Source organism: Pseudomonas sp. HMSC076A11 (assembly GCF_001810205.1).
Lineage (GTDB): Bacteria > Pseudomonadota > Gammaproteobacteria > Pseudomonadales > Pseudomonadaceae > Pseudomonas > Pseudomonas aeruginosa.
This window is the reverse complement of sequence record NZ_KV800318.1, coordinates 53,643-74,181: the sequence shown is the minus strand read 5'-3', so window position 1 is coordinate 74,181 and position 20,539 is coordinate 53,643. Positions and strand designations below refer to the sequence as shown.

Genomic DNA, 20,539 nt, shown 5'->3' with positions numbered 1-20,539 from the left:
TCTTGTGGGTGGTGGTGGTGACCACGTCGGCGAACGGCACCGGGTTCGGGTAGACGCCAGCGGCGACCAGGCCGGCGACGTGGGCCATGTCGACGAACAGGTAGGCGCCGACCTTGTCGGCGATGGCGCGGAAGCGGGCGAAATCGAGGACCTGGGAATAGGCGGAGAAGCCGGCGACGATCATCTTCGGCTTATGCTCCACGGCCAGGCGCTCGACTTCGTCGTAGTCGATCAGGCCATTGGCGTCGATGCCGTACTGCACGGCGTTGTACAGCTTGCCGGAGGAGGAGACGCTGGCGCCGTGGGTCAGGTGGCCGCCATGGGCCAGGCTCATGCCGAGGATGGTGTCGCCGGCCGACAGCAGGGCCAGGTAGACCGCGGCGTTGGCCTGGGAGCCGGCGTGCGGCTGGACGTTGGCGTAATCGGCGCCGAACAGTTGCTTGGCGCGGTCGATGGCCAGTTGCTCGACGATATCGACGTACTCGCAGCCGCCGTAGTAGCGCTTGTGCGGATAACCTTCGGCGTACTTGTTGGTCAGCACCGAACCCTGGGCTTCCATCACCGCCGGGCTGGTGTAGTTCTCGGAGGCGATCAGCTCGATGTGCTCTTCCTGGCGCTGGGCTTCCTGCTCCATCGCGGCAAAGAGTTCGGCATCGTAGCGGGCGAGGGTCAAATCACGGCTGAACATGGCGGTCCTCATAAGGATCGGTGCTGGGAAAAGGCGCGCATTCTAACCCATGCGGCGGGTGCTGGCACATGAAAGGCCATCATGTCGCGGACAAGCGGCGCTCAAGCGCGCCGCACGGCGGCTCAGCCCTCGTTGAACATGAACAGCACGTCGCTGGCGTAGAGCATGCCGAACTGCTCGGCGGGCATCGGCCGGCCGAACAGGTAGCCTTGCACCTCGTCGCAGCCGTGCTCGCGAAGGAAGTCCAGCTGGGCCTGGCTCTCCACGCCCTCGGCGATCACCATCAGGTTCAGGCTGTGGGCCATGGCAATGATCGCCCGGGCGATCTGTGCGTCCTGTTCGCCGTGGGGCAGGCCGTCGACGAAGCTGCGGTCGATCTTCAGCACGTCGATGGGGAACTGCTTGAGGTAGTTCAGCGAGGAGTAGCCGGTGCCGAAGTCGTCCACCGCGATGGCCAGGCCGAGGCGCTTGAGCCCGGAGAGGATCTGCATGGCCTCGGCGACGTCGCTCATCAGGATGCTTTCGGTCAGTTCCAGCTCCAGGCATGCCGGCGGGATGCCTGTCTCGTAGAGGATCGCGGCGATCCGCTCGCCCAACTGGCCATCGGCGAACTGCCGTGCCGAGAGGTTCACCGAGACCTTTGGCACCCGCACCTTGGCCTTGTGCCAGCTGCGCAACTGCTTGCAGGCTTCCGCCAGCAGCCAGTCGCCGACCTGGGCCACCAGGCCGATCTCCTCCAGCACCGGAATGAACTCGCTCGGCGGAACCAGTCCGCGGCGCGGATGCTGCCAGCGCAGCAGGGCCTCGGCGCCGGTCAGGCGGCGGCCGTCGCCGGTGAACTGCGGCTGGTAGTGGAGGACGAACTCGCCCAGTTCAAGGGCGCGGCGCAGGTCGCTTTCCAGTTCCAGGCGCTCCAGGGCGCGGGCGTTCATCTCGGCCTGGTAGAACTGGAAGTTGTTCTTGCCCATCTCCTTGGCGTGGTACATCGCCGTGTCGGCGTTCTTCATCAGCAGGCTCAGTTCGGCGCCGTCCTGGGGCGACAAGGCCACGCCGATGCTGGCGGTGACGAAGAATTCACGGCCTTCCAGGGTGAACGGCCGGGCCAGACGGCCGAGGATCAGCTCGGCGACCTGGATCGCCCGTTTCAGGGCGATCTCGCGGTCGCCCTGGGAAGGCAGCAGCAGGGTGAATTCGTCGCCGCCCATGCGCGCCACGGTATCGTCCTGGCTGACGCAGGCGCTCAGGCGGGTCGCCACTTCCTGCAGCATGCGGTCGCCGGCGGCGTGGCCGAGGGAGTCGTTGATCGGCTTGAAGCGGTCGAGGTCGAGGAACATCAGCACCACCCACTGGCCGTTGCGCTCGGCCTGTTGCAGGGCGGTATGCAGACGGTCCTGGAACAGCGTGCGGTTGGGCAGGTGGGTGAGGGCGTCGTAGTAGGCCAGGCGGTGGATGCGCCGCTCGCTGGCCTTGCGCTCGCTGATGTCGCTGAAGAAGCAGACGAAGCTGACCAGGTCGCCTTCCTCGTCGCGCACCGCGGTGATGCCGACCCAGGATGGATAGAGCTCGCCGGTCTTGCGCTTCTGCAGGATCTCGCCTTCCCAGCTGCCGCTGTGCTGCAGGCTGGCGAGCACGTGCTTGAGCTGGTTGGCTTCCTGGCGGTCGGCGGTGAGCAGGCGCGGCTGCTGGTCGAGCACATCGGCCGGGCTGTAGCCGGTCAGGCGCGAGAAGGAATCGTTGACCTGGACGATGTAGCCGGCCGGGTCGGTGACCATGATCGCCGCCGTGGAGTGTTCGAATACCGTCGCCGCCATCCGCAGCTCGCGTTCGGCGCGGCGCTGCTGGCTGATGTCGCGGGCGATGCCGAGCAGGCCTTCGAAGCGGTCGTGCTCGTCCCACATCAGGACGATCCGCAGTTCGATGGGAATCTTGCGTCCGTCGGCGCGCAGGCAGTCGAGGGCGAACAGATGCTGGCCAGGGTTTTCCCGCAGCTCGGCGAGCTTCTGGCGGTCGCCGATGGCGTGCCGCACGCGGCGCAGCAGGCCGTTCAGGCGGCCGAGCTGGCGCGGGTTGGTGGCGGTCTGATGGAGGCCGTTGAGCAGCGCCCATTCCGGGCTGTAGCCGAACACGTGCTGTACCGAGGGGCTGACGTAGCTGGCGTTGAGTTCGGCGTCGGTGGAGAAGATCACGTCGCTGATGTTTTCCGCCAGCATGCGGTAGCGTCGGCCGTTCTCGCGCAGCGCGTTGTTCGCCTCGACGGTGAAGGTGATGTCCTTGGCCACGCCGATCAGGCGCGCCACGCGACCGCTGCGGTCGCGGCTGAAGGCCTGCTCGCGGATGTCGAACCAGTGCCAGCGGCCGTCGCGGTGGCGCCAGCGCAACTGGCTGTCGAGCAGCAGGCCGTCGCCGACCACGTGCTGCAGGTTGCGGATGCGCCAGTAGTATTCCTGGTCGTCGGGGTGCAGCAGGGTTTCCCAGAAGTTCTCGCCCATCCGCGCCAGTTCTTCCTGGTTGTAGCCCAACTGCTGGCCCAGGTGATGGTTGCTGAAGATCACCCGGCGCGCGTGCAGGTCGTGGATGTAGAGCGTATCGGGCACCGCCTGGACCGCGTCCGACCAGAACTTCTCGCGCTCGATCAGCGACAGTTCGACTTCCTTGCGACTGGTGACGTCGGACAGGCTGAGGGTCACCGCATGCCATTCGCCGGGGTTTTCCGGCAGGCGCAGTTGCAACCACAGGTGCCGCGGCGTGCTCTTGCCGCAGCGCAGCGTGGCTTCCAGTTCGAGTACCGGCCGGCGCTCGATGAGCGCCTCGATCACCTGCAGGCGCAGGCTGTCCGGTTGTAGCGGGCCGTGGTCGAGCAAGCGCTGCCAGGCCTGTTCGGTGGAATCGATCTGCAGCAGGCGGCGACTGACATCGTTGATCTCGGTGATGCGGATCCGCTCCAGCAGCGCCTGCTGCCGCCCGGGTTCGCCGGCGAGCCAGGCGCGCAGTGCGGCGCAGCTGTCCAGGCCTTGCTCCACCAGAGCCTGGCGCAGGGCGGAGAGGTCGAGCACGCAGAGGGCCACGCCGACCCCTTCGAAGATGTCCTGGTAGCGCCGCCGGGTTTCCTCCAGGACGCCGAGGGCGTGCTGTTCCTCGGTGACGTCGCGCAACACCCAGACCTGCCCGCCCTGGAGTATCTGCTCGCGGAGGGTCCAGGCCTGGTCGGCGAGCGCCGGATAGCTGGCCAGCGGATGGCGGCTGAGGGTGAACGTCCGCGGCTCGCCGCGCACCCGCAGCGGCAGCAGCTCGCTACGGGTCTCGCCGTCGCCACCGGCGTCCGTCAGCCAGCCTGGCTCGAGGTCCGGCAGCAGGCCCAGCAGATGATGCTGGCGGGCCTGGGCCGAACTGATGCCGAAGAGGCGTTCGGCCTGTGGATTGAGGTAGCTGAGGCGGCCGTCGGCGCGGGTCACCAGCACCCGCTCGTCGATCGCCGCCAGTGCCGTGGCCGCCTGGCGCAGGCTGCGCTGCGAGGCCAGGGTCATGGCGCGCAGGCCCTGTTGCTCGCGGTGCAGGCGCAGCAGCATGTACACGGTGACGCCGACCAGCAGGAGGAAGATCGCCAGCTCGCCGCCGATTCCCGGCAGCAGGCCGAGCCGCACTCGCGTGCTGTCGTAGAGCCCGCGAAGCTGCCAGTCGCTGTTGCGCAGCGGTTCCACGCCGAGGGTCTGCATGTCGTCGAGCAGCGCCGTGCTCCCCGGGGTATGCCAGAGCACCCGCCCGGCGTATTGGTCTTCCAGGCGCCAGAGCAGGTTGCCGGTGGGCAGGTCGGGACTCCACTGGGCGAGGCTGTCGCTGGCCAGGTGCAACAGCCAGAAGCCACTGTCGCGGCGGCTGCCGGGTTCGCGCAGGGTCAGGTAGAGGGATTCGCCGTCGCGCGGGTCGAGGCAATAGTGGTAGAGGCCGGAGCCGGCGTGCTGGCGCAACTGCTCGGGCAGCGTCCTTTCCGGCGACGGGCTGTCCGTCTGCGGGGCGCTGTCCACCCATTGCAACTGGCGCACCTGCGGCAGCGCATCGCTGATGCGCGGCAACAGCCTGCCCTGGATCTCGCCACGCTCGCTGGGGGGCACGCCCGGGAGCAGGGCGAGGGCGGTGCGCGCCTTGAGTTCGAGGGTCAGGGACAGGCGGTCGTTGAGACGATCGAGCTGGGCCGCGGCTCGCTCGTGTTCGAAGCGTTCCTGCTGGCGCAGCTCCTGGCTCATCTGCCAGAGCAGCAGGCCGAGCATCAACAGGACCAGCAACAGCAGGCCAGCCTTGGCTGCCGGTCGGTCGGGTACGGTCAGTGGGTCGCCGGCGGGAGGCGGCGACGGGGTTAGCGAGGGGGTCGACACTGACCGGAATTCCTGGGGGAGGTGTGATTCGGTAGACAGTTAGGATGCCCGGAAGCAAGGCCAAGTGCCAGTATCGCCGACGAGCGTCACGGTCCTTTCCGGCTGTCGAGGCACTTTGTCGCAGGACCGGTGACGACTGATCTTCCCGAGTGTCGAGCAGGCCTCCGGGCGGCCGAAGTCGACGGCACGCGGATCGGTCCGTGCCATGCGGCGACGAGAGGGGCGCCGCCGCGGGCGCGAGGGTCAGGAGCGAGCCGGATTGGAGGCGCCATGGAGGAACATCTGCTCCAGGGTATGCGCGGAATTGGAGCTGGCCGCCCGTCCGCGACGTTCCGCATCGACCATGCCGTAGACCAGGGTGATGAACAGTTCGGTGAACACGGCCGCCGTGATGTCGATGCGAAACACGCCTTTCTGCTGTCCGCGCAGGAAGAAGGCGTCCAGCGCTTCCAGGTAGGACTGCCAGCGTGCGCCTTCGCCGTGCGGGTCGAGGAAGTCCGGGCGGTACTGGAATACCAGGAATACCAGCAGCTCGCGGTGGGTGAGGTGTTCCTTGATCAGGCGCTGCAACGCCTCCAGAGGCTCGGCATGCTCCAGGTCGCAGGCCTGGATGATCTGGTTCAGTACGGTCTCTCCGTGGTCCTCGAGCATCTGCACCAGGTTGTCCCGCGTGCCGCAGAAGCGGTGCAGGGTGGCCTTGCTTACGCCGGCCGCCTCGGCCAGTTCCTTCAGCGTCGCTCGCGGGCGGTCGACGATAGCGACTGCCAGCGCCTTGATGAGTCGCTCGTCATGGGAAATCAGGGTCATCGATGGGTCCCGGTTGGTTTTTCTGATTGTGCGCATTGTGCAGAAAACTGGCCTCGCGTCCAAAGGAATTAGCTGTCAAAAGATCATTTGAGACAATATTGACTCAATTAGCTCGAAAAAGTACCATTCGATCCGTTTTCAATCAACGGTCGGGTGTGTCATGGCTGATTTGCGTGCAATAGGAAGGATCGGGGCGTTGGCTATGGCCATCGCGTTGGCGGGTTGTGGGCCGGCGGAAGAGCGACAGGAGGCCGCCGAAATGGTGTTGCCGGTGGAGGTCCTGACGGTGCAGGCCGAGCCCCTGGCGCTGAGTTCGGAACTGCCTGGGCGGATCGAACCGGTGCGGGTCGCCGAGGTGCGCGCGCGGGTGGCCGGCATCGTCGTGCGGAAGCGCTTCGAGGAGGGCGCCGACGTCAAGGCTGGCGACCTGCTGTTCCAGATCGATCCGGCACCGCTGAAGGCTGCGGTGTCGCGCGCCGAAGGTGAGCTGGCGCGGAACCGCGCGGTGCTGTTCGAGGCGCAGGCGCGGGTGCGTCGCTACGAGCCGCTGGTGAAGATCCAGGCGGTCAGCCAGCAGGACTTCGATACCGCCACCGCCGACCTGCGCAGCGCCGAGGCGGCGACCCGCTCGGCCCAGGCCGACCTGGAGACCGCGCGCCTGAACCTCGGCTACGCCTCGGTCACTGCGCCGATCTCCGGGCGCATCGGCCGCGCGCTGGTGACCGAGGGCGCGCTGGTCGGGCAGGGCGAGGCGACGCTGATGGCGCGTATCCAGCAGCTCGATCCGATCTATGCGGATTTCACCCAGACCGCGGCCGAGGCCCTGCGCCTGCGCGACGCCCTGAAGAAAGGCACCTTGGCCGCCGGCGACAGCCAGGCGCTGACCCTGCGCGTCGAAGGGACGCCCTACGAGCGCCAGGGCGCGTTGCAGTTCGCCGACGTGGCGGTGGATCGCGGCACCGGCCAGATCGCCCTGCGCGGCAAGTTCGCCAACCCCGACGGGGTCCTGCTGCCGGGCATGTACGTGCGCGTACGTACGCCCCAGGGCATCGACAACCAGGCGATCCTGGTGCCGCAACGGGCCGTGCACCGCTCCAGCGACGGCAGCGCCCAGGTGATGGTGGTGGGCGCCGACGAGCGCGCCGAGGCGCGCAGCGTCGGTACCGGCGTCATGCAGGGTTCGCGCTGGCAGATCACCGAGGGCCTGGAGCCGGGTGACCGGGTCATAGTCGGCGGCCTGGCTGCGGTGCAGCCGGGGGTGAAGATCGTGCCGAAGCCGGATGGTGCCCAGGCGCAAGCCCAGTCACCTGCGCCGCAACAGTAAGGGCGGGTTCGCCCCGAGGATTTTCCGATGTCCGAATTCTTCATCAAGCGGCCGAACTTCGCCTGGGTGGTGGCCCTGTTCATCTCCCTGGCCGGCCTGCTGGTCATTTCCAAATTGCCGGTAGCGCAGTACCCCAATGTCGCGCCGCCACAGATCACCATCACCGCCACCTATCCCGGCGCCTCGGCGAAGGTGCTGGTGGACTCCGTCACCAGTGTGCTCGAGGAGTCGCTGAACGGCGCCAAGGGCCTGCTCTACTTCGAGTCGACCAACAACTCCAACGGCACCGCCGAGATCGTCGTCACCTTCGAGCCGGGCACCGATCCGGACCTGGCCCAGGTGGACGTGCAGAACCGCCTGAAGAAAGCCGAGGCGCGCATGCCGCAGGCGGTGCTGACCCAGGGCCTGCAGGTCGAGCAGACCAGCGCCGGTTTCCTGCTGATCTATGCGCTCAGCTACAAGGAAGGCGCTCAGCGCAGCGACACCACCGCCCTCGGCGACTACGCCGCGCGCAATATCAACAACGAGCTGCGGCGCCTGCCGGGCGTCGGCAAGCTGCAATTCTTCTCTTCCGAGGCGGCCATGCGGGTCTGGATCGATCCGCAGAAGCTGGTGGGCTTCGGCCTCTCCATCGACGACGTGAGCAATGCCATCCGCGGGCAGAACGTGCAGGTGCCGGCCGGCGCCTTCGGCAGCGCACCGGGCAGTTCCGCGCAGGAGCTGACGGCGACCCTGGCGGTGAAGGGCACCCTGGACGATCCGCAGGAGTTCGGCCAGGTAGTGCTGCGCGCCAACGAGGACGGCTCGCTGGTCCGGCTCGCCGATGTCGCGCGCCTGGAACTCGGCAAGGAGAGCTACAACATTTCCTCGCGACTGAACGGCACGCCCACCGTGGGCGGGGCGATCCAGCTGTCGCCCGGGGCCAACGCGATCCAGACCGCTACCCTGGTGAAACAGCGTCTCGCCGAACTGTCGGCGTTCTTCCCCGAGGACATGCAGTACAGCGTGCCCTACGACACCTCGCGCTTCGTCGACGTGGCCATCGAGAAGGTGATCCACACCCTGATCGAAGCGATGGTCCTGGTGTTCCTGGTGATGTTCCTGTTCCTGCAGAACGTCCGCTACACCCTGATCCCGTCCATCGTGGTGCCGGTGTGCCTGCTGGGTACGCTGATGGTGATGTACCTGCTGGGGTTCTCGGTGAACATGATGACCATGTTCGGCATGGTCCTGGCGATCGGCATCCTGGTGGACGACGCCATCGTGGTGGTGGAGAACGTCGAGCGGATCATGGCGGAGGAGGGGATTTCCCCGGCCGAGGCCACGGTCAAGGCGATGAAGCAGGTATCCGGCGCCATCGTCGGCATCACCCTGGTGCTCTCGGCGGTGTTCCTGCCGCTGGCTTTCATGGCCGGTTCGGTGGGGGTGATCTACCAGCAGTTCTCGGTGTCGCTGGCGGTCTCGATCTTGTTCTCCGGCTTCCTCGCCCTGACCTTCACCCCGGCGCTGTGCGCCACGCTGCTCAAGCCCATTCCCGAAGGGCACCACGAGAAGCGCGGCTTCTTCGGCGCCTTCAACCGTGGCTTCGCCCGCGTCACCGAGCGCTATTCGCTGCTCAACTCGAAGCTGGTGGCGCGCGCCGGACGCTTCATGCTGGTGTACGCCGGCCTGGTGGCCATGCTCGGCTACTTCTACCTGCGCCTGCCGGAAGCCTTCGTGCCGGCGGAAGACCTCGGCTACATGGTGGTCGACGTGCAACTGCCGCCTGGCGCTTCGCGCGTGCGCACCGATGCCACCGGCGAGGAGCTCGAGCGCTTCCTCAAGTCCCGCGAGGCGGTGGCTTCGGTGTTCCTGATCTCGGGCTTCAGCTTCTCCGGCCAGGGCGACAATGCCGCGCTGGCCTTCCCGACCTTCAAGGACTGGTCCGAGCGAGGCGCCGAGCAGTCGGCCGCCGCCGAGATCGCCGCGCTGAACGAGCATTTCGCGCTGCCCGACGATGGCACGGTCATGGCCGTGTCGCCGCCACCGATCAACGGTCTGGGTAACTCCGGCGGCTTCGCATTGCGCCTGATGGACCGTAGCGGGGTCGGCCGCGAAGCGCTGCTGCAGGCTCGCGATACTCTTCTTGGCGAGATCCAGACCAACCCGAAATTCCTTTACGCGATGATGGAAGGACTGGCCGAAGCGCCGCAACTGCGCCTGTTGATCGACCGGGAGAAGGCCCGCGCCCTGGGGGTGAGCTTCGAGACCATCAGCGGCACGCTGTCCGCTGCCTTCGGCTCGGAGGTGATCAACGACTTCACCAATGCGGGGCGCCAACAGCGGGTGGTGATCCAGGCCGAACAGGGCAACCGGATGACCCCGGAAAGCGTGCTCGAGCTATACGTGCCTAACGCTGCTGGCAACCTGGTACCGCTCAGCGCCTTCGTCAGCGTGAAATGGGAAGAGGGACCGGTGCAATTGGTGCGCTATAACGGCTACCCGTCGATCCGCATCGTCGGTGACGCCGCGCCCGGCTTCAGTACCGGCGAAGCCATGGCGGAAATGGAGCGCCTGGCCGCGCAGCTGCCGGCCGGCATCGGCTACGAGTGGACCGGCCTGTCCTATCAGGAGAAGGTCTCCGCCGGGCAGGCCACCAGCCTGTTCGCCCTCGCCATCCTGGTGGTGTTCCTGTTGCTGGTGGCGCTCTACGAGAGCTGGTCGATCCCGCTGTCGGTGATGCTGATCGTGCCGATCGGCGCCATCGGCGCGGTGCTCGCGGTGATGGTCAGCGGTATGTCCAACGACGTGTATTTCAAGGTCGGCCTGATCACCATCATCGGTCTTTCGGCGAAGAACGCGATCCTCATCGTCGAGTTCGCCAAGGAACTCTGGGAGCAGGGGCATAGCCTGCGCGACGCCGCCATCGAGGCCGCGCGCCTGCGCTTCCGGCCGATCATCATGACTTCCATGGCGTTCATCCTCGGCGTGATACCCCTGGCCCTGGCCAGCGGTGCCGGCGCGGCGAGCCAGCGTGCCATCGGCACCGGAGTGATCGGCGGGATGCTCAGCGCCACCTTCCTCGGCGTGCTGTTCGTACCTATCTGTTTCGTCTGGCTGCTGTCGCTGCTGCGCAGCAAGCCGGCACCCATCGAACAGGCCGCTTCGGCCGGGGAGTGAACGAGATGCGCAAACCTGCTTTCGGCGTATCGGCGCTGCTGATCGCCCTGACCCTCGGCGCCTGCTCCATGGCGCCGACCTACGAACGTCCCGCCGCGCCGGTGGCCGACAGCTGGAGCGGCGCCGCCGCCCAGCGCCAGGGCGCGGCGATCGACACGCTGGATTGGAAGAGTTTCATCGTCGATGCCGAACTACGCCGCCTGGTGGACGTGGCCCTGGATAACAACCGCTCGTTGCGCCAGACCCTCCTGGATATCGAGGCGGCCCGCGCGCAGTATCGAATCCAGCGCGCCGACCGGGTTCCGGGCCTGAACGCCGCTGCCACCGGCAACCGCCAGCGGCAGCCGGCCGACCTGTCCGCCGGCAATCGCTCGGAAGTGGCCAGCAGCTACCAGGTCGGGCTGGCCCTGCCGGAGTACGAACTGGACCTCTTCGGTCGGGTCAAGAGCCTGACCGACGCAGCCCTGCAACAGTACCTGGCCAGCGAGGAGGCAGCGCGCGCGGCACGGATCGCCCTGGTCGCCGAGGTCAGCCAGGCCTACCTGAGCTATGACGGCGCCCTGCGGCGCCTGGCGCTGACCCGTCAGACCCTGGTCAGCCGCGAGTATTCCTTCGCCCTGATCGACCAGCGCCGCGCGGCCGGCGCCGCCACCGCGCTGGACTACCAGGAAGCCCTTGGCCTGGTGGAGCAGGCGCGCGCCGAGCAGGAGCGCAACCTGCGGCAGAAACAGCAGGCATTCAACGCGCTGGTGTTGCTGCTGGGTAGCGACGATGCCGCGCAGGCGATTCCGCGGAGTCCGGGGCAGCGGCCGAAGCTGCTGCAGGACATCGCTCCCGGCACGCCGTCCGAGCTGATCGAGCGACGTCCGGACATCCTTGCCGCCGAACATCGTTTGCGGGCGCGCAACGCGGATATCGGCGCGGCGCGCGCGGCGTTCTTCCCGCGCATCAGCCTGACCGGCAGCTTCGGCACCTCCAGCGCGGAAATGTCCGGCCTGTTCGATGGCGGCTCGCGCTCCTGGAGCTTCCTGCCGACGCTGACGCTGCCGATCTTCGATGGCGGGCGCAACCGTGCCAACCTGAGCCTGGCCGAGGCGCGCAAGGATTCGGCGGTGGCCGCCTACGAGGGGACCATCCAGACCGCTTTCCGCGAGGTCGCCGACGCCCTGGCGGCCAGCGATACCCTGCGTCGCGAAGAGAAGGCCCTGCGCGCCCTGGCGAACAGCAGCAACGAAGCCCTGAAGCTGGCCAAGGCACGCTACGAGAGTGGCGTCGACAACCACCTGCGCTACCTCGATGCGCAGCGCAGCAGCTTCCTCAACGAGATCGCCTTTATCGACGGCAGCACCCAGCGGCAGATCGCCCTGGTCGACCTGTTCCGCGCGCTCGGCGGAGGCTGGGACGAGGGACGGAGCCTGGTGGTACATCGAGGCGGCAGGAGTTGAGCGGGTAAACGTGTGGGAAACGGTGCTAGCGGGTGGCAACTGCCGCCCGCTCAAGGGCTGGCAGGTTGTGCGGGGTTCGACGCGCCACGCAGGAACAGCTCCTCCAGCGTGGCGGACAACCCGGCGCTGGCCGCGCGACCGCGGCGCTCGGCATCGACCATGCCGTAGATCAGGACGATGAAGAGTTCGCTGAAGGTCGCCGCGCTGATATCGATACGGAACACACGCTTCTGCTGGCCGCGCAGGAAGAAGGCGTCCAGGGCTTCGACATAGGACTGCCAACTGGCGTCCCCATGCCCGGCCTGGCGTCCCGGGTTCTGCTCGAACATCAGCAGCGCCAGCAGGTCGCGCTGGGCGAGGTGTTCCCGGATCAGCTCGCGTAGCGCTTCCCGCGGCTCCAGCCGCTGCAGGGCGGCGCTGTGGGTGAGGCGTTCGAGGGTACTCCTGGCATGGCTTTCCAGGCGCCGCTTGAGACCTTCGCGGGTACCGCAATGACGGTTCAGGGTTGCCCTGCTCACTCCTGCCAGTTCCGCCAGTTCTCCCATGGTGGCGCGCGGATGATTGACCATCGCGGTGGCCAGGGCCTTGAGCAGGCGCTGGTCCTGAGACGACGGGGTTGGCGCTGGGTCGAGACTGTCCCTGTGCGGGGAGTCGGGTAGCTGGGCGGATCTGGGAGCGAGTGTCATTTTTGAGGTTTTTTTTGTTCTTTTGAGACTGATTTGGATCAATTGTAGCAGGCTGGATCTCCCCACGCCTTGCTTCGCGTCAGGTCTTGAGCGGCAGCACCATGGCCGCGAGCAGTGCCAGGCCCACCCAGACCTCGCACGGGGCGATGGTCGCCGCCTCGCTCAGGCAGAACGCCTTTGACAGGACGAGGGTAGCGGAGACGGTAAGGGCGGCCAGTACGCTGCTCAGCGTCACCGTAGCGGCCTGGAATCGGACGGCGAACATCCGCCGGCGAAGCGCCCCGCCCCACGAAAACCGGGGTGGCTGGCCAGCTTTCTCTCGGTCTGTCATATACTTGGCCGAGTTTTTTTCCTTTTCTTCATGAGGTGCTCGTTTTGGCTCAGTACGTCTACACCATGCATCGGGTCGGCAAGATCGTTCCGCCCAAGCGTGAAATCCTCAAGGACATCTCCCTGTCGTTCTTCCCCGGCGCCAAGATCGGCGTGCTCGGCCTGAACGGCGCGGGCAAGTCCACCCTGCTGCGGATCATGGCCGGCGTCGACACCGAGATCGAAGGCGAGGCCCGGCCGATGCCGGGGATCAACGTCGGCTACCTGCCGCAGGAGCCCAAGCTGGACCCGCAGGCCACCGTGCGCGACATCGTCGAAGAGGCCGTCGGCCAGATCAAGCAGGCCCAGGAGCGGCTGGACGAGGTCTATGCCGCCTATGCCGAGCCGGATGCCGACTTCGACGCCCTGGCCGCCGAGCAGGCCAAGCTGGAGGCGATCCTCCAGGCATCCGACGGACACAACCTGGAACGCCAACTGGAAGTCGCCGCCGACGCCCTGCGCCTGCCGCCGTGGGATGCCAAGGTCGAGCACCTGTCCGGCGGCGAAAAGCGCCGCGTAGCGCTGTGCCGCCTGCTGCTGTCGGCTCCCGACATGCTGCTGCTGGACGAACCGACCAACCACCTGGACGCCGACTCGGTGGCCTGGCTGGAGCATTTCCTGCACGACTTCCCCGGCACTGTGGTGGCGATCACCCACGACCGCTACTTCCTCGACAACGTCGCCGGCTGGATCCTCGAACTCGACCGTGGCCATGGCATCCCGTTCGAAGGCAACTACTCCGGCTGGCTGGAATCCAAGGCCGCCCGCCTGGCCCAGGAAGCCAAGCAGGAAGCCTCCCACGCCAAGGCCATGAAGGCCGAGCTGGAGTGGGTACGCCAGGGCGCCAAGGGCCGCCAGGCCAAGTCCAAGGCGCGCCTGCAGCGCTTCGAGGAACTGCAGTCGCAGGAATTCCAGAAGCGCAGCGAGACCAACGAGATCTACATCCCGGCCGGTCCGCGCCTGGGCGACAAGGTCATCGAACTGCACAATGTGACCAAGGGCTACGGCGACCGCGTGCTGATCGACAACCTGTCCCTGAGCATTCCCAAGGGCGCCATCGTCGGTGTGATCGGCGGCAACGGCGCGGGCAAGTCGACCCTGTTCCGCATGCTTACCGGCAAGGAGCAGCCGGACTCCGGCACCATCGAGATCGGCGAGACCGTGCAGATCGCCAGCGTCGACCAGAGCCGTGACAGCCTGGAAGGCAACAAGACCGTGTGGGAGCAGGTTTCCGACGGTTTCGAGCAGATCAAGATCGGCAACTACGAAGTCCCGTCGCGCAGCTATGTCGGTCGCTTCAACTTCAAGGGCGCCGACCAGCAGAAGTTCGTCAAGGACCTCTCCGGCGGTGAGCGTGGCCGTCTGCACCTGGCCCTGACCCTGAAGCAGGGCGGCAACGTGCTGCTGCTCGACGAACCGTCCAACGACCTCGACGTGGAAACCCTGCGTGCGCTGGAAGAGGCGCTGCTGGACTTCCCCGGCTCCGCCATCGTGATCTCCCACGACCGCTGGTTCCTCGACCGGATCGCCACCCACATCCTCTCCTACGAGGACGATGGCAAGGTGACCTTCTTCGAAGGCAACTACACCGAGTTCGAGGCGGACCGCAAGAAGCGCCTGGGCGACGCCGCGGCCCAGCCGCACCGCGTGCGCTACAAGAAACTGGCGTAAGCGCGCCCTCGAGAAACCGCCCGCCGGCGTTGCCGGCCGGCGGTTTTTTCATGCCTGGAATTCAACGAGCCATGCGCTGGGGAACATGGGAACTGCGCAGGGACACCTCCATCGGCGGTACCCGGGGGAGGCTCCCACGCAGCATGCCTGAGCCTTCACCTAACTAAAGATGGGGGTGCATCGACGGCCGCGATGGTGTCAGCTCTGCTAGTGGTCTGCGCAGCCGATCCGTGCGCTCAATACCGCCTGCCCGGAGAGGCCGCGCCATATGGCGAAGCCCGGCGGAATCGAGTACCGGCATTGGCCGGGCGGACCAGCCGCTACCTTCGCTCGGCGCTGGCGCCTCGGGGTAGCGTTGCCGGTGGTGGCGGCTTGTGCGCTGTCTCCATCATCAGCAGTATGGCCGTTCGGCCTGTATCGCCGGCCTTGCGGCGGTACGACCGGGCGGGCCTTGAAGGGATGCGAGCGGTCGGGTGCGAATGCCAACAACAAACAAGCACGAATCATTGATCTCCCTGCGGGGGATCGGCAAGGGCTACCTCCTGGGGGGGCAGCCGCTGCAGATACTGAAAGACGTCTGCCTGGACATCTTTCCCGGAGAAAGCTGCGCGATCGTCGGCGCGTCGGGCTCGGGCAAGAGCACCCTGCTGAATATCCTCGGCCTGCTCGACCGCCCGGACAGCGGTGCCTACCGCTTCGCCGAGCACGACATCTTCAGCGTCGACGGGGACCGACTGGCGGCGATCCGCAACCGCCTGATCGGCTTCGTCTTCCAGAGCTTCAACCTGTTGCCGCGGCTGAACGCGCTGGACAACGTCGCGCTGCCCCTGAGCTATCGAGGGATGCCGCGCCGCGAGGCACTGGAGCGGGCCGAGGCGATGCTCGCCCGGGTCGGCCTGGCCGAGCGCGCCGGCCATCGTCCGGCGGACCTTTCCGGCGGCCAGCGGCAGCGCGTCGCCATCGCTCGCGCGCTGGTCGGTGAGCCGGCGCTGATCCTCGCCGACGAACCAACCGGCAACCTCGACGCGAGCACCGCGAAAGAAGTGCTGGAGCTGCTCCTCACCCTCAACCGCGAGCGCCAGGTGACCCTGGTGGTGGTCACCCATGATCCCAGCCTGGCCGCCCGTCTCGGGCGCCAACTGACAGTGCGGCATGGCGAGGTGCACGAGGACCTGGCGGAGGCCTGCCGGTGAGCGCCAGCCCGTCGCCCCGGCAATTGCTTCACGAGGCCCTCGCCAGTCTTCGCGGGCTGGGGCGCCGCTCGCTGCTGGCGTTGCTGGGTATCGTCATGGGCTGTTCATCGGTGATCGCGATGCTGAACATCGGCAGCAACGCGACCGACGAAGCGATGAGCATCTTCAAGGACATGGGCACCGACACCCTGGTGGTGCAGTTCCCGTTCGCCCCGCAGGCGCCGATGCCGATGCCGGCGTCGCTCGACACCGAACCGCTGCTCCGCGACGTGGCCGGTCTGGAGCACCTGGCGGCGCTGGGCCTGTACTCGGCGCCGGTGACCTTTCACGGACGCACCAGCAACGCCAGTATCGTCGGCGCCAGCGCCGGGCTCGCGGCTGCCGCCAGGCTGCGGCTGCGCGAAGGACGTTTCCTCTCGCGCTTCGACGATCACGACACCTACGTGGTGGTGGGCGCGACAATCGCCGAGGCCCTGGGGGCGCCCGGCGATCCGCTGCGCCTCGGCGAGCAACTGACGGTCAACGACTATCTGTTTCGCGTGATCGGCATTCTCCAGCCGCAGGCCAGCGCCGCTCTCTTGCCGTTCGCCGCCAACGACTCGCTGTTCGTGCCGGCGCCGGGCATGCCGCGCCTGCAGCCGGCCGCCGAGGTCAGCCATGTGGTGGCGCGGGTCTCGCCGGGAGCGGACGTCTATAGCGTCGGCGCGGCCCTGGGCGCGGCCCTGACGGCGCGGTTGCCCGGCCACGAGGCGCAGGTCCAGGTCTCGCAGCAGGTGCTCGATGGACTCAAGCGGCAGACCCGGACCTTCACCTACCTGCTGGCCGGACTGGGGATCATCTCCCTGCTCGGCGGCGGCGTCGGAGTGATGAACGTGATGCTGATGAGTGTCGCCGAACGCCGCCGGGAAATCGGCGTGCGCATGGCGCTGGGCGCGCGCCAGCGGGACATCCGCAACCTGTTCCTGATCGAGGCGGTGACCCTGACCGCCGCGGGCGCGCTGTCGGGCGCGGTGCTCGGCGTGGCGGCTGCGTATCTCTACGCCAGGTTCTCCGGCTGGACCTTCTCCCTGGCCTACGCGGCCCTGCCGCTGGGGATGGGCAGTACCCTGCTGGTGGGGCTGTTCTTCGGGCTCTATCCGGCGGTCTCGGCGGCTCGCCTGCAACCGGTCGAGGCGCTGCGCGATGAATAGGTGGGGCCTGGGCGTGCTGTGGCTGGTCACCGCTCTTCCGGTGGCGGCCAGCGTCAACCCGGCGCTGAGTCCGGACGTACCGAGCATGGCCCGCGAGCAGGGCAGGTCGGTGCTGCTCAGCGAGCAGGTGATCGACCTCAGCCTGAGCGACGCGGTCTATCTTGGCCTGCGCAACAACCGTGGAATCCGTAGCGCCTACCTGCAACGGATCGCGCAGAAGTTCGACCTGCGCGTCGCCGCCGACGCCTTCAACCCGAAGCTGGTGGTGCGCGGCGACTATCGCGCCAACCGCGCCACCGAAGACCGCACGAGGACCAGCAATGTCTCGCCCACCGCGACCCTGCTTGGCGAATATGGCACTCGCTTCAGCCTGGCCTGGGTCAAGCAGTTCCGCACCGCCGACGAGGCCGGGCGCTACCGCAGCGATGGCCTCGACCTGACCGTCGTCCAGCCGTTGCTGCGCGATGCGGGCTGGGACGTCACCACCGCGCCGCTGCGCCTGGCACGTCTCTCCGAAGACGCCAATCGCCTGCAACTCAAGGCCAGCGTGTCGCAGACCATCAGCCAGGTCATCGGCGCCTACCGGGAGCTGCTGCGCGCCCAGGAGCAGGCGCGCATCGCTCGCGAAGCCCTGGCGCGGACCCAGGAGCTGCTCGAGGTCAACCGGGCGATGATCCGCGCCGGGCGAATGGCCGAATTCGAGATCGTGCAGACCGAGGCCGACGTCGCCAGCCAGGAGCTCAACGTCGAGGAGTCCGCCAACCAGGTCGACAGCGCACGCCTGGCCCTGCTGCAACTGCTGGCGCTGGACCTGTCGACGCAGATCCGCGCCAGCGATGCGCTGGCCGCCACGCCGATCGAGGTCGACCGCCAGCAGGCGATCAGGACCGCCCTGCAGCAGCAACCGGAATACCTGCAACGCCTGATCGGCAGTCGCCAGGCCGACCTCAACCTGGTGCTGGCGAAGAACCAGCGCCTGTGGGATGTCTCGCTGGTGGGCGGCGCCAGCCAGATCCGCGACCGCTACAGCGAGGGTGGTGGCGACAATTCACGCAGCTGGGACAGCTACGCCGGGGTACAGGTGGAAATTCCCATCGGCGACCTCAGCCGCCGGCAGGCCGAGGTGCGCGCCCAGGTCGACGTGGAGAACCAGAAGATCCTGATCGAGGATGCCCGGCAGACCCTGGAGCAGAACGTCATCGATGCGGTGCGCGACCTCGGCACGCGCTGGCGCCAGTACCAGATCGCCCAGCGCGCCACCGCGTTGTCGCGGCGCAAGCTGGAGATCGAACGGGAAAAGCTGCGCGTCGGGCGTTCGAGCAACTTCCAGGTGCTGAGCTTCGAGACCGACCTGCGCAACGTCGAGAACACCCAATTGAATGCTCTGATCTCGTTTCTCAATGCGCAGACGCAGCTCGACCTGATCGTCGGCATGACCCTGGATAGCTGGGAGATTTCGCTCAATGACCACTGACCGGTTTTCCTTCCTGCGCCGGCCGGCATTGTCGCTCGCCGCCGGCCTGGCGGTTGTTGCGGCGCTGGCCTGGCTGGTCCTCGCCGGCGGCACCGCGAAACGCACGGAAGGGGAGCGCTGGGTCGCCGTACGGGCGGCCCCGCTGGTGCATCAGATCGGCCTGGTCGGACGCCTGGAACCGGGGCGCGTGGTGACCCTGGCGGCGCCCTTCGCCGGCAATGTCGAGGCGCTGCTGGTGGAGCCGGGACAGCGGGTCGCGGAAGGACAGGAGCTGCTGCGCATGGACACCCGCGAGATCGCCGTGCAGGTGCGCGAGGCACAGTCGGCGTTGCTCAAGGCCCGTCGCACCCTGCAGGACCTGCGCGACTGGGAGCGTGGCGAGGACATGGCGCGGGTCCGTCGTGCCCTGCGCAGCGCGCAGCTGGCGCAGAGCAGCACCGAGCGCAAGTTGCGCGAGACCCGCGAGCTGTTCCAGCGCGGGATCGTCCCGCGCAACGAACTCGACGATCTCGAACAACAGGCCAGCCAGCAGCGCATGGACCTGGAGGCGGCCCGGCGGGAAGTGGAGTCGACCCGCGCCAAGGGGCAGGGCGAGAATCGCCAGATCGCCGAAATGGACCTGGCCAACGCCAGCGTGAAATACGAGACGCTGCAGGCCCAGCTGGATGGCCGTACGGTGCGCGCGCCCTTTGCCGGTATCGTCGTCGCGGCGCCCGGCCTGGCTGGCGAGCAGGGCAGCCGCGAACCGGTGCAGGCCGGTAGCAAGCTGGGGCAGGGCCAGGCGTTGTTCGGCCTGGCCAGCGTCGAGCGGCTGAAGGTATCTGCGAAGGTTTCCGAACTGGATATCAACCAGTTGCGCGAAGGGCAGGCGGTGGAAATCAGTGGCGACGGCTTCGAGGGCACCACGCTGGCGGGCGTCATCGCCGCCCTCGGTGGTCAGGCTCTGCCCGGCATGGCCCAGGGAGGCAGCCCGCAGTTCGAGGTGACGGTGTCGGTAGCGCCGCTCGATCCCCGCCAGTTGCAGAAGATTCGTCTGGGAATGAGCGCCAAGCTGACGGTCACCACCTATCGCAACGAACAGGCCATCGTCGTGCCGCCGGAGGCGATACGCCACGAGGGTGACCGGCTGTTCGTGGACTTTCGCCAGGCTCCCGGCGCCAGCGTGATGGCGCAACAGGTCAAGATCGGACGCTCCACGCCGGAGGGCGTGGAGGTGTTCGAGTTGCAGCCGGGTCTCGTTCGCGTGCCGTCCTCGTCCGACCGATAGTTGGCAACCTAACTTTGGGTTGGCTGGGTGGCTTCGCGAGCTGCCAATTCTGGTAGGTACGCCCCGTCATGGTGCGTTTCTTCCCGACGCGGATGTTGACAGAGGTATCAGGATTCCTTCGCGACGACGCTTCGTCCGCCCTCCACGGCATTCACCGACCTTCCTTCGGAGGGGCAACCCCCTTCTTTCGCTAGGCTTTTCCAGAGCCGCGCTGACCGTACTCTGGCTCCCGTCGTTGACTGGTCCACTGCCCCTTCGTGGTGATTGCCAGCCCTGTCAGGCCTGCGTTCGCGGAGGTCGGCCAGGTGGGCATCTCGAGGCGCGGCGGGTTGGCAAACCCTATCGGATCTTTCCGATATCCGGTCTGTCCCGGCTCGTCGTGGGGACCGTCAGCGTCGGCACCGGATAGGACTCATGAGGTAAAGCCTCTCCCGATCCCGGTACGCACGGCCAAGGCGGGTGGTGTGGTTCGCCTGGCAGGTGGATCGGACGGGAAGGCACAAGGTGGTCGTGGGGGCGGGTCGGCGACGATCCTGCCGCATGATCAAGGCTCGGCAACCGCGAGCGTTGCCAACTCACTGGAAGGATACAAAACAATGAAATCCATCAAGTCCCTGCCGTCCTTTGCTGCTCTTGCTCTCTGCCTGAGCGTTTCGTCCATGGCCAGCGCGGCCACCATCACCCCGGTCAACTCGGCCTTCACCGCACCTGGCACCATCAGCGTGAGCTCGCCGGCGTCGCTCAATCTGCCAGTGACCTGCAACATCACCTTCAAGGGCAAGACCGCCGCCGATGGTTCCTATGCCTCGATCGACAGCGTCACCGTCAGCGGCAGCAACACCCTGTGCAGCGTGCCGCAGATGACCGGCCTGCCGTGGAAGCTGACCGTTTCCAGC

General features: G+C 67.2%; 14 protein-coding genes. 9 read left to right on the top strand and 5 right to left on the bottom strand.

Features of this window, described 5'->3' with window-relative positions:
- From HMPREF2716_RS24250 to nfxB, 3 genes are all read right to left on the bottom strand, one after another.
- On the bottom strand, nt 1-688 hold a 688-nt coding region (locus HMPREF2716_RS24250; protein WP_139147671.1), incomplete at its 3' end, for a serine hydroxymethyltransferase.
- 122 nt (nt 689-810) lie between these two features.
- Nucleotides 811-5,058 carry a cyclic di-GMP receptor MorA gene (morA, locus tag HMPREF2716_RS24245; RefSeq protein ID WP_003146006.1) on the bottom strand — a complete coding sequence of 1,416 codons (4,248 nt, stop codon included), beginning with the start codon at nt 5,056-5,058 and terminating at the stop codon, nt 811-813.
- A 243-nt stretch (nt 5,059-5,301) separates the two neighbouring features.
- On the bottom strand, nt 5,302-5,865 hold the full coding sequence (nfxB, locus tag HMPREF2716_RS24240) for an efflux pump transcriptional repressor NfxB (RefSeq protein WP_003094842.1): 564 nt from the start codon (nt 5,863-5,865) through the stop codon (nt 5,302-5,304).
- Nucleotides 5,866-6,025: 160 nt separating this feature from the next.
- On the opposite strand from nfxB, the gene mexC reads away from it, so the two are divergent.
- Genes mexC through oprJ form a run of 3 tightly spaced genes read left to right on the top strand, consistent with a single transcriptional unit; the run spans nt 6,026 to nt 11,793 of the window.
- Nucleotides 6,026-7,189, top strand: a complete 1,164-nt coding sequence (gene mexC, locus HMPREF2716_RS24235) for a multidrug efflux RND transporter periplasmic adaptor subunit MexC (protein WP_004352726.1) — start codon at nt 6,026-6,028, stop codon at nt 7,187-7,189.
- Between the two features lie 27 nt (nt 7,190-7,216).
- Nucleotides 7,217-10,348: a multidrug efflux RND transporter permease subunit MexD gene (mexD, locus tag HMPREF2716_RS24230; protein ID WP_003116285.1), complete on the top strand. Its 3,132-nt coding sequence runs from the start codon at nt 7,217-7,219 to the stop codon at nt 10,346-10,348.
- A gap of 5 nt (nt 10,349-10,353) precedes the next feature.
- Nucleotides 10,354-11,793 carry a multidrug efflux transporter outer membrane subunit OprJ gene (oprJ, locus tag HMPREF2716_RS24225; RefSeq protein ID WP_003103148.1) on the top strand — a complete coding sequence of 480 codons (1,440 nt, stop codon included), beginning with the start codon at nt 10,354-10,356 and terminating at the stop codon, nt 11,791-11,793.
- Nucleotides 11,794-11,843: 50 nt separating this feature from the next.
- Here oprJ and escR read toward each other — a convergent pair whose 3' ends face one another.
- Both escR and HMPREF2716_RS24215 read right to left on the bottom strand, forming a co-directional pair.
- A complete protein-coding gene (gene escR, locus HMPREF2716_RS24220; RefSeq protein ID WP_003094834.1) occupies nt 11,844-12,362 on the bottom strand; it encodes a TetR/AcrR family transcriptional regulator EscR in 519 nt (172 codons plus the stop codon).
- Between the two features lie 196 nt (nt 12,363-12,558).
- A complete protein-coding gene (locus HMPREF2716_RS24215) occupies nt 12,559-12,744 on the bottom strand; it encodes a hypothetical protein (protein WP_003161789.1) in 186 nt (61 codons plus the stop codon).
- A gap of 110 nt (nt 12,745-12,854) precedes the next feature.
- Here HMPREF2716_RS24215 and ettA point away from each other — a divergent pair, with 110 nt between their 5' ends.
- The 6 genes from ettA to praB all read left to right on the top strand — a co-directional run.
- Complete coding sequence (gene ettA, locus HMPREF2716_RS24210; RefSeq protein WP_016253903.1) at nt 12,855-14,519, top strand: energy-dependent translational throttle protein EttA; 1,665 nt, start codon at nt 12,855-12,857, stop codon at nt 14,517-14,519.
- A 506-nt stretch (nt 14,520-15,025) separates the two neighbouring features.
- Nucleotides 15,026-15,712, top strand: coding sequence for an ABC transporter ATP-binding protein (locus HMPREF2716_RS24205; protein ID WP_003103142.1), 687 nt, complete (start codon nt 15,026-15,028; stop codon nt 15,710-15,712).
- A complete protein-coding gene (locus HMPREF2716_RS24200; RefSeq protein ID WP_003103140.1) occupies nt 15,709-16,902 on the top strand; it encodes an ABC transporter permease in 1,194 nt (397 codons plus the stop codon). The genes HMPREF2716_RS24205 and HMPREF2716_RS24200 overlap by 4 nt, the downstream gene beginning before the upstream one ends.
- Nucleotides 16,895-18,376, top strand: coding sequence for a TolC family protein (locus tag HMPREF2716_RS24195; RefSeq protein ID WP_016253901.1), 1,482 nt, complete (start codon nt 16,895-16,897; stop codon nt 18,374-18,376). Before HMPREF2716_RS24200 ends, HMPREF2716_RS24195 begins: the two co-directional genes overlap by 8 nt.
- The gene (locus tag HMPREF2716_RS24190; protein ID WP_003116277.1) at nt 18,366-19,643 is read left to right on the top strand and encodes an efflux RND transporter periplasmic adaptor subunit; all 1,278 of its coding nucleotides are present in this window, start codon (nt 18,366-18,368) and stop codon (nt 19,641-19,643) included. Before HMPREF2716_RS24195 ends, HMPREF2716_RS24190 begins: the two co-directional genes overlap by 11 nt.
- A 596-nt stretch (nt 19,644-20,239) precedes the next feature.
- On the top strand, nt 20,240-20,539 hold a 300-nt coding region (praB, locus tag HMPREF2716_RS24185; protein ID WP_305884713.1), incomplete at its 3' end, for an alkane oxidation protein activator PraB.

What these genes read in the sequence shown, in the direction of transcription:
- nfxB (WP_003094842.1), bottom strand. Translation starts at nt 5,865, where the DNA reads ATGACCCTGATTTCCCATGACGAGCGACTCATCAAGGCGCTGGCAGTC.
- mexC (WP_004352726.1), top strand. Translation starts at nt 6,026, where the DNA reads ATGGCTGATTTGCGTGCAATAGGAAGGATCGGGGCGTTGGCTATGGCC.
- mexD (WP_003116285.1), top strand. Translation starts at nt 7,217, where the DNA reads ATGTCCGAATTCTTCATCAAGCGGCCGAACTTCGCCTGGGTGGTGGCC.
- oprJ (WP_003103148.1), top strand. Translation starts at nt 10,354, where the DNA reads ATGCGCAAACCTGCTTTCGGCGTATCGGCGCTGCTGATCGCCCTGACC.
- escR (WP_003094834.1), bottom strand. Translation starts at nt 12,362, where the DNA reads ATGGTCAATCATCCGCGCGCCACCATGGGAGAACTGGCGGAACTGGCA.
- HMPREF2716_RS24215 (WP_003161789.1), bottom strand. Translation starts at nt 12,744, where the DNA reads ATGTTCGCCGTCCGATTCCAGGCCGCTACGGTGACGCTGAGCAGCGTA.
- HMPREF2716_RS24195 (WP_016253901.1), top strand. Translation starts at nt 16,895, where the DNA reads ATGAATAGGTGGGGCCTGGGCGTGCTGTGGCTGGTCACCGCTCTTCCG.
- HMPREF2716_RS24190 (WP_003116277.1), top strand. Translation starts at nt 18,366, where the DNA reads ATGACCACTGACCGGTTTTCCTTCCTGCGCCGGCCGGCATTGTCGCTC.